We start from the raw sequence: 14,940 nt of genomic DNA on the forward strand, positions 1-14,940 counted from the left end.
TATGAAAGACATAAAATCAGTAAACTACGGTTTAGAAAAAATTTTTGAAGGCGCACAAGATTTCTTGCCGCTTTTAGGAACAGACTATGTAGAGTTCTATGTAGGCAACGCAAAACAATCGGCACATTTTTATAAAACAGCATTTGGGTTTCAATCTTATGCTTATAAAGGCTTGGAAACAGGGTCTAAAGACTCGGTTAGTTATGTGCTTAAACAAGATAAAATAAAATTAGTTTTAACAACACCGCTTAATAGTAAATCGCCAATAAATGCCCATATTGTAAAGCATGGCGACGGAGTAAAAGTTATAGCATTATGGGTTGATGATGCCAGAAAAGCGTATCAAGAAACGACTAGTAGAGGTGCCAAATCTTACATGGAACCTGTTGTAGAAAAAGATGAACATGGCGAGGTGGTAAGAGCAGGAATTTATACCTACGGCGAAACCGTACACATGTTTGTTGAGCGTAAAAACTACAAAGGCACTTTTTTACCAAGTTTTGAAGCCTGGAAATCTCACTATAATCCGGAGCCAGTAGGTTTAAAATTTATAGACCATATGGTTGGAAATGTAGGCTGGGGGCAAATGAATACTTGGGTGAAATGGTATGAAGATGTTATGGGATTTGAAAACTTTTTATCTTTTGATGATAAACAAATCCATACCGAATACTCGGCACTTATGAGTAAAGTAATGAGTAATGGAAACGGACGTATAAAATTCCCCATTAATGAGCCCGCAAAAGGCAAAAAACGATCGCAAATTGAAGAGTATCTTGATTTTTATGAAGGTGCTGGTGTGCAACATATTGCAGTAGCTACAGATGATATTATTAGTTCTGTAAGTGCATTAAGAGCTAGAGGTGTTGAGTTTTTATCTATTCCGCCGGAGGAATATTATAGAGCAGTTCCTGGGCGATTAGAAGAACATAGCCATGAATTGCGAGAAGATATTAAAGCTTTAAAAAAATTAGGTATTATGATTGATGCTGATGAAGAAGGTTATTTACTGCAAATTTTCACCAAACCTGTTGAGGATAGACCAACGCTGTTCTTTGAAATTATTCAGCGTATGGGTGCCAGAGGTTTTGGAGCTGGAAATTTTAAAGCACTTTTTGAATCTATTGAGCGCGAACAAGCTAAAAGAGGGACGCTTTAATAAAAATTATATCGACCTACGAGGTTTTTAAAACCTTGTAGGTCTTAAAAGAAAACAGAAATCAATGACAAAATTTAATATCGTATTCACAATATTTTTTGTAACTATATGGATGGGTTGTAATTCTGATAAATCTAAGGTTAGTCCTGAAAATGAAAATACTAACTGCGCCGAAAAGGTAACGGATACATTAAAAAAACACTTAAAACCATTCAAATCTGAATTGCCAACAATTGGGCTTTTAATGTATCATGGTGTTTTGCAAAGCGAGGTTATTGCAACATCAGACGTTTTTACTAAACCAAGCGAAGACGGAAAACAACTTTTTAATGTTATTACAATAGCCGAAACTGAAAGCCCAATAACAACCGAAGAAGGCATCAGAATACTTCCTGATTATACGTTTGAAAATTGCCCAAAACTAACGGCTCTTTTTGTGCCAAGTGCTTATGATATGTATGCCCAAGTGAACAATGAAAAAATTATTAATTTTATTAAAGTAAAAAATAAAGAGACTGAATTTACTGTGAGCAATTGCGCAGGAGCACAACTAATAGGAAAATCTGGAATAGCAGATGGACATAAAATTGTTACTTGGATTGGAGGTGGTAAACAATTGCAAAAGGAGTATCCGAATTTAAAAGTTCAAAATGATAGTTTAGTCACTTTTGTTGCCGATGGAAAATTTAGCTCATCAAACGGGAATCTGGCAAGTTATATTTCCGCATTAAGTTTATTGGAAAAAATGACCAGCTCTAAACATAGAAAGTTTATTGAAAGCTATTTATATCTAGAACGACTTAAAAATTGGAACTAGTAATTATAGTTGGTAATAGCATTGTTTTTCAAATTCTCATTTTTTATTAAAAACTATAGTGTTTGTTATTATATCGGGGTTTCTCTATGATGCTCTGCGGTTCTTGGTGTGTCTTTGAGTAATCTTTTTCGGAAGCTGTTTTAAAGTTCTGCACTGCGTTAAGGATAGTAGCGACATCCTTTTTTTGCTGCCACCTATGGCAAAAAAAGATATAGCGGATAGCCTGACCCTTTTCGGGTAACGCCCTTAATATAGATAAACCGTTAATTTTTGTTAATCTATAATAACTAAAACACGCCTAACCATAGCTAAACCAATAAAATTTCTATTTTTGGAACAGTAATTGTAATTTCTTAGGTGAAACAATAAAACGTAGCGCGTAGAAGTTACATAGCAATTACCCAAAAGAAAATGAAAAAATTACTACTTTTATGTATTGCGATAGTATGTATGCAGACGGCTTTTTCGCAGGAAGAATCGGCATTTGAATCAGGCGAATGGTTTAAATTTAAGATGAGTTATAGTAATTGGTTCAAGGCCGGTAACGCAACGCTTACTGTTAAAGATGCTAAATTAGCAGATAAAGATGTATACCATGTGGTTGGTAAAGGCTGGACTACGGGTATGATTAAATGGTTTTTTAAGGTAAAGGATAGGTATGAGAGTTATTTTGATAAACAAACTATTAGGCCTTATAAATTTATTAGAAATATTGACGAAGGCGGGCATACCAAAAACCTAGAAATAGATTTTGATCAGGTTAAAAATAAAGCACATATAAATGATAAAAAGCGTAATACATTAAAGGTTATTGATACTAAACCAAATATTCAAGATATGGTGTCTACATTTTATTACTTGCGTAATAACTTGGATATAAATGCTCTAAAAAAAGGGGATGAGGTTAAAGTGGATATGTTTTTTGATGAGGAGAATTACGGATTTAAATTAAAGTACTTAGGCGAAGAAATTATTAATACTGATTTTGGAGATATAGAATCTTTAAAATTTAGGCCCTACGTTATGGCAGGACGTGTTTTTAAAGAGGAAGAAAGTTTGACGCTTTGGGTATCAAAAGACAAAAATAAAGTACCTTTACGCATTAAGGCAGATTTGGCTGTTGGGTCATTAAGAGCAGACCTAGAAGCTTTTAAAGGGTTAAGACATCCTTTTAGAATAGTTGTTAATAATTAAGATATTTTGAGTCCTAAAATAACCAATCAACTTAAAGAAAAATACGAGGCCATAGACCAAGATGTCGAGGTGCATTTAGAGGGTTTGTTATATAGTAAACCTATAAATTACTGGGACTATATTCAAACAGATGCCTTATTGAATCTACAAGTACAGCGTACTGTTTTTCCTGACGAGAATGTATTTATTATGTATCATCAGGTAAACGAATTGCTTTTTAAAATGGTACTTTCTGAAATGGCTCAAATAGCCAAAAATAAAGAGATAGATACAGAAACATTTACTACTAAAATAATGCGCATTAGTCGTTATTTTGATGTGTTAACTTCATCTTTTAGTATTATGAAAGACGGCATGGACGTAGATCAATACAATAAATTCAGAACCACATTAACACCAGCCAGTGGTTTCCAGAGTGCGCAATATAGAAAAATTGAATTCGCATCTACTGAGCTTATAAACCTTATAGACAAACGTTTTAGAGATACTATTGATAGAGACTCTACTTACGAGTATGCTTTTGAGCATTTATATTGGCAAGCCGCTGGGAAAGATTATAAAACAGGTAAAAAAACATATACATTATCGGCTTTTGAGGCACGCTACAAAGACGAATTTATTAGATTTACTAAGTTTTATCAACACAACAATTTGTGGAGTAAGTTTAAAACATTGCCAGAAGAAGATCAGTCTAATAAAGATTTGATAACGGCAATGCGCCATTACGATTATACGGTAAATATAAAATGGGTTATGGCGCATTACAATACTGCAAATCATTATTTAAATATTAACGGTAAAACTGCTGAAGCTACTGGCGGAAGTGAATGGGTAAAATATATGCACCCAAAATACCAAAAAAGAATATTTTTTCCAGATTTATGGACCGAGAAAGAAAAAGAAACGTGGGGAACAAGTATTTAGTTCTATTACTATGTGCAATTTGCATCTTTGGATGTAAAAATGACGAAAAACAAGTAGTTGAAGATCTAGTTGAGGTCATTGAAGAGCCAGAAGAAATCTTAGAGTTTGGTTTTAACTTAGAGAATTACATCGTTAAAAGAGATACCATAAGAAAAGGCGATAGCTTTGGCGAAATTCTTGAACGGAATAATGTTGGCTACCCGAAAATTTTTAATATTGCTGAAAAAGCGAAGGATACTTTTGATATCAGAAGAGGGCTTCAAATTGGAAAGCCTTATACGCTTTTATGCTCTAAAGACTCTTTAGAACTAGCAAAATGCTTTATATATCAGCCCAACTTAGAAGAGTATGTCGTCATTAATTTCCATGATTCTATTCATGCCTATACGAGCAGAAAGCCTATTACCTTTGTTGAAAAAACCGCTACAGGTGTAATAAATAGTAATATCTCTGAAACTCTAGAGGAACAAGGTTTGAGCCCAAGGTTAGCTTATAAAATGGCTGATGATATTTATGCATGGACTATTGATTTTAGACGTCTCCAAAAAGGCGACCGTTTCAAGGTAATTTATACAGATAAGTATATAGATGATACTATTTATACAGGTGTACATGATGTTAAAGCGGCTTATTTTGAACACAATAAAGAGCCTTTTTATGCTTTTCGGTTCTTAACAGATTCATCAAAAGGTATTGTGGATTATTTTAATGAAGAGGCTAAAAATTTACGTCGCGCATTTTTAAAAGCACCCGTAAAGTTTAGTAGAATCTCATCAAGATACAATTTAAAGAGGCGTATTGCAGTTTATGGATTTAAATTGCGTCCACATAGAGGTACAGACTTTGCAGCATCCATTGGAACACCTATAATGGCAACAGCTAATGGGACGGTAACAAAATCTGAAAGAAGAGGTGGTAACGGTAATTATGTAAAAATCAGGCATAATGCGACTTACGAAACGCAGTATCTTCACATGAGTAGGCGTCTTGTTAAGGTTGGTCAGTTTGTAAAACAAGGCGATATTATTGGTAAAGTTGGCATGACTGGAAATACGGGAGGTCCTCATGTTTGTTATCGTTTTTGGAAAAACGGAAAAGAGGTCGATCCATTTAAACAAAAATTACCCGAAGCTAAGCCAATTTCAGATTCTTTAAAAATAGAATACTTAAAATTTATTGAACCTGTAAAAACGCAACTAGATAACATTCATTTTTTAGAAGATGTTTTTGAAGATCAGAATCAACCAGAACATACTATAAAGCAAAACGATAATCTTATATCACTTAATAATTAATTATGGCATTACCAAGCATAAATCCAACAACAACCAATTCATGGAAAAAATTACAAGAACATTTTAAAGCTATTAAAGATGTTCACATGAAAGATTTATTTGCCCAAGATGGAGCTCGAGCAAATAAATTTACCATAAAATGGGATGATTTTTATGTGGATTTTTCAAAGAATAGAATTACAGAAGAGACTTTTAAGTACCTTTTAGAATTAGCTGATGATGTTAAACTAAAAGAAGCTATTTATAGTCAATTTTCAGGAGAAATTATAAACCAAACAGAAGGAAGAGCCGTTTTACATACCGCCCTTCGTGCACCAAAAGACGCAAATTTTAAAGTTGAAGGTGTAAATGTGATGCCAGAAATATATGAAGTAAAACAAAAAATAGAAAGTTTTACAAATGAAGTTGTTAATGGGGATAAAAAAGGGTTTACAGGAAAGGCATTTACCGATATAGTAAATATTGGAATTGGTGGTTCGGATCTTGGACCAGCTATGGTTGTAGATTCACTTCAATATTATAAAAATCATTTAACAACACACTTTGTTAGTAATGTTGATGGAGACCATGTTAACGAAGTGATTAAAAAACTAGACCCAGAAACAACATTATTTGTTATTGTTTCAAAAACGTTTACAACTCAAGAAACACTTTCGAATGCCAATACCTTAAAAGCTTGGTTTTTAAAATCAGCCAGTGAAGATGCAATAGCAAAGCATTTTGTAGCGGTTTCAACCAATATAAAAAATGTAAAAGGGTTTGGTATTGACGAAAACAATGTTTTCCCAATGTGGGATTGGGTTGGTGGTCGTTTTTCATTATGGAGCGCCGTTGGTTTAACTGTAAGTTTAGCTGTTGGATATAACAATTTTGATAGCTTATTAAAAGGCGCTAACAAAATGGATAACCATTTTAAAAATGAAGATTTTGCCACAAATATCCCTGTAGTTTTAGCATTGATAAGTGTTTGGTATAACAACTTTTTTAAGGCTGAAAGTGAAGCTATTATTCCGTATTCTCAGTATTTAAATCAATTTGCAACCTATTTGCAACAAGGGATTATGGAGAGTAATGGTAAAAGTGTTGATAGAAATGGCAATCCAATCGATTACCAGACAGGAACCATTATTTGGGGAGAACCAGGAACAAATTCACAACATGCCTTCTTTCAATTAATACACCAAGGAACAAAATTAATCCCAGCAGATTTTATTGGTTTTACACAATCATTACACGGAAATCAAGACCATCAAGATAAATTAACATCAAACTTTTTGGCACAAACAGAAGCGCTGTTAAATGGTAAACCCAAAACTGAGGTTGTTGCAGAGGGAACCAAAGAAGCAATTATTCCTTTTAAAATATTTCAAGGTAATAAACCTACTAACACTATTTTCATTAATAAGCTTTCACCAGAAAGTTTAGGAAAACTCATAGCCATGTACGAGCACAAAATATTTGTTCAAGGTATTATATGGAATATTTTTAGTTATGATCAGTTTGGTGTAGAATTAGGAAAGCAATTGGCAACCAAAATTTTACTAGAAATTAACAATAATGCTGATAACGAACATGACTCTTCAACTACTAATTTATTGAATTATTATAAGAGTTTAAGTTAATTAAATAACATTTTGTTACTGAAATCATAAAAAAGGCATAAATATTTTAATATTTATGCCTTTTTTGATGTTAATTATTGTTAATATTTGTTAACATGTACATCACATATACTGCTCATTTATATGTATTTTTGCTTTGACTAATTTCAAATAATTAATTATGAAAAAAAGAACTCAATTTTTATTAATGGTTGTGGTAATGCTTTTTACTACACTCAATTATGGACAGACTACTACTTCTGCCGTAAATGGTCGAATTACCGACACAAATGGTGAGCCATTACCAGGTGCAAATGTATATATTGTGCATATGCCAACAGGAACTGTTTATGGAGCAGCTACTGATTTTGAAGGATATTATAGAATATCTAATATGAGACCAGGAGGCCCTTATACAGTAAAGATTACCTATGTAGGATATTCTGACTATTCAGAAGAAGGATTGCAACTATCTTTAGGACAAACAACATCTATTACTAAGAAATTAGCGGAAACTGCAAGTGCTTTAGAAGAGGTTGTCATCACAACAACACGTAATAACGTATTCGACTCGAATAGAACAGGAGCTGAAACAACAGTAAGTAAAAGAGATCTTTTAACGATTCCTTCAGCATCTAGATCTGTTGCTGACTTTTTAAGAGCGACTCCACAAGCTCAGTTAACTGAGGGTAATGATGGTTTTTCGGTTTCATTAGGAGGTCAAAACAACAGGTTTAATAGTATAAATGTTGATGGTGCTGTAAGTAATGATGTATTCGGTCTTGCGGGTTCTGGTACTGATGGTGGACAAACGGGAGCGAATCCATTTTCAATTGATGCCTTGGAACAAATTCAAATTCAATTAGCACCATTTGATGTTAAAATATCTGGATTTACAGGTGGAGCGATTAATGCTATTACACGTTCAGGCTCTAACAATGTAGAGGGTTCTATTTATACTTATTATAGAGATCAGTCTCTTGCTGGTAAGACTCCAACAGCTCTGATTGATTCAGGCGATACAAGAGAAAAGTTGGCAGATTTTTCGGCTTTAACTTATGGTATTCGAGTTGGAGCCCCAATTGTAAAAGATAAATTGTTCGTTTTCGTTAATTACGAGAAGCAAGATAATGAGACTCCTCAACCTTTCAATATTAGTAATTACAATGGAGATTCGTCTGCAGCTGATTTAGAGACACTAAGACAATTTTTAATTACTACATACGGTTATGATCCTGGTGTTTATGATAATAATACGTCTACTTTAGTTAACAACATGGTAACTGCAAAGTTAGATTGGAATATCAATCAAAACCACAGTATATCATTAACGCATAGATTACAAGACATTGACAACTTAGAAGCGAGAAATTCTGGAGATAACGATATTCGTTTCCTAAATGGGTCTGAGCTTTTTATAAGTAAAACTAATGCGACTACTTTACAATGGAATTCGTCTTATGGCAATAAGTATGCAAATAGTATGACAGTTGCATACAAAACAGTAAGAGATGACAGAGATGGCCAAGGCTCTCCGTTTCCACAAGTGCAATTAGAAGATGGCGATGGCGATATTCTTTTTGGCTATGATAGATTTTCTTCCGCTAATTTATTAGATCAAGATGTTTTTACATTTACCAATAATTTTGAAATTTTTAAAGGACGTCACACGATAACTTTGGGTACACACAATGAGTATTCTAAAATGAAGAATTTATTTTTCCCGAGTAACTTTGGTTATTATGAATTTGATAACGCAGGTGCTTTATCTGGGGTAGAAAGATTTTACAGTGGCGTAAATGCCGATCTTTACGATCATGGTTATTCTCTTGTTGGGAGTGGTGCTGTAGGTGATGAGTCTGATGGGGCGTCACAATTTGAAGTGTTTCAAACTGGTTTTTATGCACAAGATGATGTACAAATGTCTGAAAATTTCAAGTTAAGCGCTGGTATCCGTTTTGATATTCCCTTCTGGCAAAATGGTCCGGTAAACGACGATTTTAACAATAGAACAATACCTTTGTTAGAAGCTGCTGGTAAAGATTTACAAAGAGCACAGGTAGGACGTGGTGTTAGTACAACGATTCATGTTTCGCCTAGAATAGGTTTTAACTGGGATGTTAACGGTAATAAGACAACACAAATTCGAGGTGGATTAGGAGTTTTTACTTCTAGATTGCCTTTAGTTTGGCCCGGGGCTACTTACAACAGTAATGGTATAACAGGGGGAAGTGATTTTCGTTTTGATTCGGTTCCTTTTGAGGCAGATGTTAATAACCAATTTAAAAGCGTTACTCCAGGAACAGGTGCAAATGCTGGTAATGTAGATTTATTTGCAACAGATTTTAAATTACCACAACGATTTAAAGTAAACTTAGCAGTAGATCAAAAATTACCTATTTGGGGTTTAATAGCCAGTGCAGATGTTATTTTTAATGATAATATTACTGATGTATACTATGAAAATTTAAATGTTAGGGGTCCTGTTGGTAATTTGGTTGGGGCAGATAATAGACCAGTTTATAATAGAAGTGATGAAATAGACGACACATATGGCAGAATTATACTCGCCTCTAATACAGGTGGAGGGAATTCTTGGAATGCTGCCTTTACATTAAGAAAACCTTTTGAAAATGGATTTGCCGGACAAGTATCTTACTCTTACGGTGAAGCAAACAGTGTTTTTGACGGTACATCGTCTCAAAATAGTTCACAATGGAGAGGGGTTCAAACTGTAAATGGTAAAAACTCAAACTTACCGATAACGAGATCAAATTTCTCTCAAGGGCATAGAATTTCAAGTAATATGTCTTATGAGATTAACTGGAATGATAATATTAAAACCACTGTAGCATTGTTCTATAATGGTTCTCAAGGACAACCTTTCTCTTATACGTATAGAGAAGGTAGAGATATTTTGAATGATGATTCTAGAGATAATGCTTTAATGTATGTGCCTGCAGATGCAACTGAAATTGTTTTAACAGATAGATCTGGTTCGGATGCTGGAACCGCTGATGAATGGGCAATATTGAATGATTACATAAATAATGATGACTATTTGAAAACTAGAAGAGGGAAGTATGCTGAAAGAAATGCATCTAGAGGACCTTGGAGTCATATTGTAGATTTTAAATTGCTACAAGATATTTCTTTTCCAGCAATGAAAAAGAAGAATACCTTACAGTTATCTATCGATATCTTTAACTTCACTAATTTATTAAATAAAGATTGGGGAAGACAAACGTTTGCGTCTAGTAATACATCTATATTACAAACGGACGATGCCGGTGGAGCAGGAGGTACTCCTAGATTTGGTCTAAGAGAAAATGTACTTGAAGATGGTCCTACATTATTTGATGATAGTGGTATCCAAAGTTCAAGATGGCAAGCGCAAGTTGGTTTAAGATATACTTTTAACTAATAATATATCCATTTATAATTTTAAAACCGCTTCAACATGAAGCGGTTTTTTTATGTATTTAATTACTACATTTGCTATTCAAAAAATAAATTGATAAATCATGTACGACGTAGTAAAATCTCTCCATTCATATTGGGCATATTTAGTGCTTATTGTTTTAATAATTGCAACTTTTAATGCGATTATAAAAACAATAGGAGGTAAGGAATACGAGGCTAATGATTTTAGAAAATCATTATTTACCCTTATTGTATCTCACATTCAATTATTGATTGGGCTAGTACTATATTTTGTATCTCCTAGATTACGCCTTTTTAGTGAATCTGGTATGGGTGAAATCATGAAAGATTCTGTAAACCGACTATATTTAGTGGAGCATCCATTAGTTAATATTATAGCTGTTGCATTAATTACTATAGGATACTCCAAGCATAAAAAGAAATTGACTTCAAAGCCAAAATTAAAAACTATAGCTATCTTCTATTCTATTGCACTAGTGTTGTTTTTATCAAGAATTCCTTGGAGCGCTTGGTTAGGACTTTAAATTAATAATTAGCTTCTTTAATCAAATACATGTAAACTGGGAAATGGTCGCTAAAACCATTGTTAAAACCACTGTAATTCCAGCTTCTAAAAGGATAACCTTTGTATTTCCCTCCAGTGGTAATTAAATAGTTTCTATTAAAAATGCCAGACTTGTAGTACCGAAAAGACGTATAGTCTTTATCAAGTAAAGGTTTAGAAATAATAATTTGGTCAAATAAACTCCAATTATCTCGGTAAGCCGTTGTGCCTAGACCATCTCTGTAAAAATTTTCAAATGGGTTGTATAATTCTTTGAAACCCACTTTTTTTCGTTTTCTTTCCGTTTTTAAAACGTCTTTTAAGCTAGAATTAATTGGGTCATCATTCAAGTCTCCCATTATAAATACTTTTGCATAAGGGTCTTCGGTTTGAAGCGAATCCAGAATGCGCTTATTTAATTTTGCAGCAGCAACGCGTTTAGGTCTACTTCTTGCTTCACCGCCACGTCTTGAAGGCCAATGATTAACTAGTATATGAATTAAATCGTTTTCAAGCTTACCGCTCACTAATAACTGGTCTCTTGTTGCTATTTGTTTTCCATCTTGGTCATCATAAATTTTTAATTCATGCGAGCTAGAACTTATTGGTGTAAACAAACTTTTTTGGTATAAGAGTGCCACATCAATACCCCTGGCATCAGGAGAATCATAATGAACAATCCCGTAGTTTTTTTCAAGTAAAAGAGAATCATTAACCAAATCTTCAAGAACCTCTTTATTTTCAATTTCACAAACGCCTAAAATAGCTGGTGTATTATGAGTTACATCTTTACCAATTTCAGAAATAACTCTAGTCATATTAGTTATTTTTTGTTTGTAAGCGGCTCCTCGATTTGCTTTTAGTTCCATAATCGGACTATAATCATCAAATTTTATAGGGTCGTTTATGGTATCAAATAAGTTTTCTAAATTGTAGAAGGCAAGTGTGTGAATTTTAAATTTTTTATCTTGAGCATTGATAGAAACAAAAACACTTAAAAATAAAATAGAAAAAGCAAGTTTAATAAAATTCATTTTTTAACAAAAAAGGTTGCAATAGTCTTCAACACAAAACCCAAGCCAAAGTTATAGTAATGATTTAAAATTTTTATAATCAATTAGTTACTTTTTTGGTATTTTGGTGTCTTAAAGATAACTATGAATAAATTAACCCTCATTCTTTTATTCGGAATTTTTTCAATTTCTACCTATTCTCAACAAACTATTGTTAAAGGAAGTGTTTTGGACGCCGTATCATTACAACCCATTTTAAATGTTAAAATAACTTTAGAAGGTACTACTATTACTACATTAACAGATGTTCAAGGGGAATTTATATTTTCTTCCAAAGTACCTTTTGGAGAACAAATTTTAAAAATATCTAAATCAGGATATATTATCAAACGTTTTCCAATTATTGTGAATGAAGGCAAAACAGTAGATATTTCTGGTATGACTTTAGAGCGCGATTTATCTCAAAGTCAAGATTTATTTACCATTACTTTGTCTGATGACGAATTAGACAACGATGCTAGTGGTGCAGATAATATTACGGGTTTGTTATCATCCTCTTTAGATGTATTTCAAAGAACTGCGGCTTTTGAATTTAGTCAATCGTTTTTTAGGTTAAGAGGCTTAGATTCCGAAAATGGTTCGGTACTTATTAATGGTATTTCTATGAATAAACTTTACAGTGGCAGACCACAATGGAGCAACTGGGGCGGCCTAAATGATGTGATGCGAAACCAAGAACTAACCACGGGATTATCCCCATCAAGTTATAATTTTGGTGGTGTTTTAGGAACTACAAATATTAACGTAAGAGCATCTGAAGCAAGAGCAGGTGGGCGTATTACTTATTCCTCTTCAAACAGAAGTTATACGAATAGATTTTTGGCAACTTATGCTTCGGGGCTTTTAGGAAATAATTGGGCGTATACTATTTCTTTAGGAAGGCGTTGGGGCAATGAAGGCTATCAAGATGCAACACTTTATGATGCTAATTCGTTCTTCCTTTCCGTTGAAAAAAAGTTGAATGACAAACATAGTTTGAATTTTACTGGAATGTATGCGCCAAATCGTAGAGGAAAATCATCACCTAACACTCAAGAAGTTTTCGATTTAAAGGACATCAAATACAATGAATATTGGGGATGGCTAGACGGAGAAAAACGTAATTCGCGAATTAAAAAAGTAGAAGAGCCTATTTTTATGTTGAATCACTATTGGGATCTCTCTTCTAAAACAGCTTTAAATACCAATGTAGCCTACCAGTTTGGGAAACTTGGAAACAGCCGATTAGATAATAATGGAACCGATTTAGTAAATGGTTTTCCAGAAGGCGGAGGTTCAAACCCAAGTCCAGCATATTATCAAAAACTACCGAGTTATTTTGAACGTAATTTCCCAGAAGATTTAGGATTTGCTTACCGCGCATTAAAGGAATTTGAAGATAGTGGGCAAATCGACTGGAATACTTTATATCAGGCTAATATATCTAATACACAAACTGGTGGAAATGCTATTTATGCCTTATATGAAGACCGAGTTGATGATACACAATTCACAATCAATTCTATTTTAAATACAGAGATAAATGACAATGTAGTACTGAATACTGCCGTAAATTATCAGAGATTAAAATCTGAAAATTATGCCCAAGTTTTAGATTTGTTAGGTGCTAAAACGTATTTAGATATTGATCAATTTGCTACAGCTATTGATGAAGCCCAAAACGATTTGCAAAACCCAAATAGGTTAGTGCGTGAGGGCGATACATTTAAATACAATTACAATGTGTTCGCAGAGGTTTTAAATGCTTATGTTCAAACAGAATTCACTTTTAATAAGTTAGATTTTTACATGTCTTTGAGTGTTTCTAACACGCAATATCAAAGAGAGGGCATGTATCAAAATGGCGCTTTCCCAGATAATTCTTTAGGCAAAGGAAAAAAATTATCCTTCACAGGTTTTGGGGCAAAAAGCGGGGTTACTTATAAATTATCAGGTAAACATTTATTTACTTTTAATGGCGGCTATATCTCTAGGGCACCTGCTTTAAGAAATACCTATTCAAATTCTAGAGAAAATCACAATATAGTCCCGAATATTACTAATGAAAAAATACTAACTACAGATGCGAGTTATATTTTTCGCTCACCAATTATTAAAGCTAAAATTACAGGATATTATACTAAAATTGAAGATGCCAATGAAATCTCTTTCTTTTTTGCTGATGGTATTGGGGGCGATAATGTGGCTTTCGTTCAAGAGATTTTGCAAGGTGTAGATAAGCAACATTTAGGAGCGGAATTAGGAATTGAAGCCCAAGTAACACCAACCATAAAATTGAAAGGTGTGGCCTCTATAGGGCAATTTACCTATGCCAATAATCCTAATTTATATTTAACTACTGAAGCTGATGAAGAATCTGTCGCTGCAGGTTTTGTAAACGGGTTTAAAGAATTTGGGCAATCAAAGCTAAAAGATTATAAAATAGCAGCAGGACCACATCGTGCATATTCAGTTGGTTTTGAATATAGAGATCCTGATTTTTGGTGGTTTGGTGCCACAGCAAATTTTCTTACTAATACATATATTGATATAAGCCCACTAACACGCTCAATAAATTTCACCACCGATTTTGATGGAAATGTATTTAATGATTATGATGAAGATTTGGCAAGAAAATTATTAAAGCAAGAACGCTTTGATGATTATATGGTTGTAAATCTAGTTGGTGGAAAATCTTGGAAAATTGGAGGCAAATACGTGAGTGTTTTTGCTAGTGTAAATAACCTTTTAGATGAAGTATTTAAAACAGGAGGTTTTGAGCAAGGTAGAAATGCTAATTACAGAGAATTAAGAGACGATAAGTCTTTGAATACTCAGGTTTTTGGATCAAAATATTGGTATGGTCGTGGTGCGACTTACTTTTTAAATTTGAATTATAGTTTTTAAGTC

10 protein-coding genes are annotated in these 14,940 nt (G+C 33.5%); 9 read left to right on the forward strand and 1 reads right to left on the reverse strand.

Annotated elements, in window-relative coordinates:
- The first annotated feature begins 1 nt into the window (after position 1).
- The 8 genes from hppD to P8K68_RS14080 all read left to right on the forward strand — a co-directional run bounded on the left by hppD (position 2) and on the right by P8K68_RS14080 (position 10,958).
- The gene (gene hppD / locus P8K68_RS14045) at positions 2-1,159 is read left to right on the forward strand and encodes a 4-hydroxyphenylpyruvate dioxygenase (RefSeq protein WP_300252296.1); all 1,158 of its coding nucleotides are present in this window, start codon (positions 2-4) and stop codon (positions 1,157-1,159) included.
- Between the two features lie 64 nt (positions 1,160-1,223).
- Entirely contained in the window at positions 1,224-1,976 is a 753-nt protein-coding gene (locus P8K68_RS14050; RefSeq protein WP_300252299.1) for a DJ-1/PfpI family protein, read from the forward strand.
- A 411-nt stretch (positions 1,977-2,387) separates the two neighbouring features.
- Complete coding sequence (locus P8K68_RS14055; RefSeq protein WP_300252302.1) at positions 2,388-3,170, forward strand: DUF3108 domain-containing protein; 783 nt, start codon at positions 2,388-2,390, stop codon at positions 3,168-3,170.
- Positions 3,171-3,176: 6 nt separating this feature from the next.
- Positions 3,177-4,094: a tryptophan 2,3-dioxygenase family protein gene (locus P8K68_RS14060; protein ID WP_300252304.1), complete on the forward strand. Its 918-nt coding sequence runs from the start codon at positions 3,177-3,179 to the stop codon at positions 4,092-4,094.
- Positions 4,076-5,389 carry a peptidoglycan DD-metalloendopeptidase family protein gene (locus P8K68_RS14065; RefSeq protein ID WP_300252306.1) on the forward strand — a complete coding sequence of 438 codons (1,314 nt, stop codon included), beginning with the start codon at positions 4,076-4,078 and terminating at the stop codon, positions 5,387-5,389. The genes P8K68_RS14060 and P8K68_RS14065 overlap by 19 nt, the downstream gene beginning before the upstream one ends.
- Before the next feature lie 2 nt (positions 5,390-5,391).
- Positions 5,392-7,011, forward strand: coding sequence for a glucose-6-phosphate isomerase (pgi, locus tag P8K68_RS14070; protein WP_300252309.1), 1,620 nt, complete (start codon positions 5,392-5,394; stop codon positions 7,009-7,011).
- A gap of 160 nt (positions 7,012-7,171) precedes the next feature.
- Positions 7,172-10,414 (forward strand): carboxypeptidase regulatory-like domain-containing protein, encoded by a 3,243-nt coding sequence (locus P8K68_RS14075; protein ID WP_300252311.1) that lies wholly within the window; start codon positions 7,172-7,174, stop codon positions 10,412-10,414.
- 100 nt (positions 10,415-10,514) lie between these two features.
- Entirely contained in the window at positions 10,515-10,958 is a 444-nt protein-coding gene (locus P8K68_RS14080) for a hypothetical protein (RefSeq protein WP_300252314.1), read from the forward strand.
- A gap of 1 nt (position 10,959) precedes the next feature.
- Here the strand turns inward: P8K68_RS14080 and P8K68_RS14085 are convergent, their stop codons facing one another.
- Positions 10,960-12,012 carry an endonuclease/exonuclease/phosphatase family protein gene (locus P8K68_RS14085; RefSeq protein ID WP_300252317.1) on the reverse strand — a complete coding sequence of 351 codons (1,053 nt, stop codon included), beginning with the start codon at positions 12,010-12,012 and terminating at the stop codon, positions 10,960-10,962.
- A 123-nt stretch (positions 12,013-12,135) separates the two neighbouring features.
- Between P8K68_RS14085 and P8K68_RS14090 the strand changes: the two genes are divergently transcribed.
- Complete coding sequence (locus P8K68_RS14090; protein ID WP_300252320.1) at positions 12,136-14,937, forward strand: carboxypeptidase-like regulatory domain-containing protein; 2,802 nt, start codon at positions 12,136-12,138, stop codon at positions 14,935-14,937.
- Positions 14,938-14,940: the final 3 nt, after the last annotated feature.

Source organism: Algibacter sp. (assembly GCF_029245835.1).
Classification (GTDB): Bacteria; Bacteroidota; Bacteroidia; order Flavobacteriales; family Flavobacteriaceae; genus Algibacter_B.

Coding starts and splice junctions, on each gene's coding strand:
- hppD (WP_300252296.1), top strand. CDS start 2: ATGAAAGACATAAAATCAGTAAACTACGGTTTAGAAAAAATTTTTGAA.
- P8K68_RS14050 (WP_300252299.1), top strand. CDS start 1,224: ATGACAAAATTTAATATCGTATTCACAATATTTTTTGTAACTATATGG.
- P8K68_RS14055 (WP_300252302.1), top strand. CDS start 2,388: ATGAAAAAATTACTACTTTTATGTATTGCGATAGTATGTATGCAGACG.
- pgi (WP_300252309.1), top strand. CDS start 5,392: ATGGCATTACCAAGCATAAATCCAACAACAACCAATTCATGGAAAAAA.
- P8K68_RS14075 (WP_300252311.1), top strand. CDS start 7,172: ATGAAAAAAAGAACTCAATTTTTATTAATGGTTGTGGTAATGCTTTTT.
- P8K68_RS14080 (WP_300252314.1), top strand. CDS start 10,515: ATGTACGACGTAGTAAAATCTCTCCATTCATATTGGGCATATTTAGTG.
- P8K68_RS14085 (WP_300252317.1), bottom strand. CDS start 12,012: ATGAATTTTATTAAACTTGCTTTTTCTATTTTATTTTTAAGTGTTTTT.
- P8K68_RS14090 (WP_300252320.1), top strand. CDS start 12,136: ATGAATAAATTAACCCTCATTCTTTTATTCGGAATTTTTTCAATTTCT.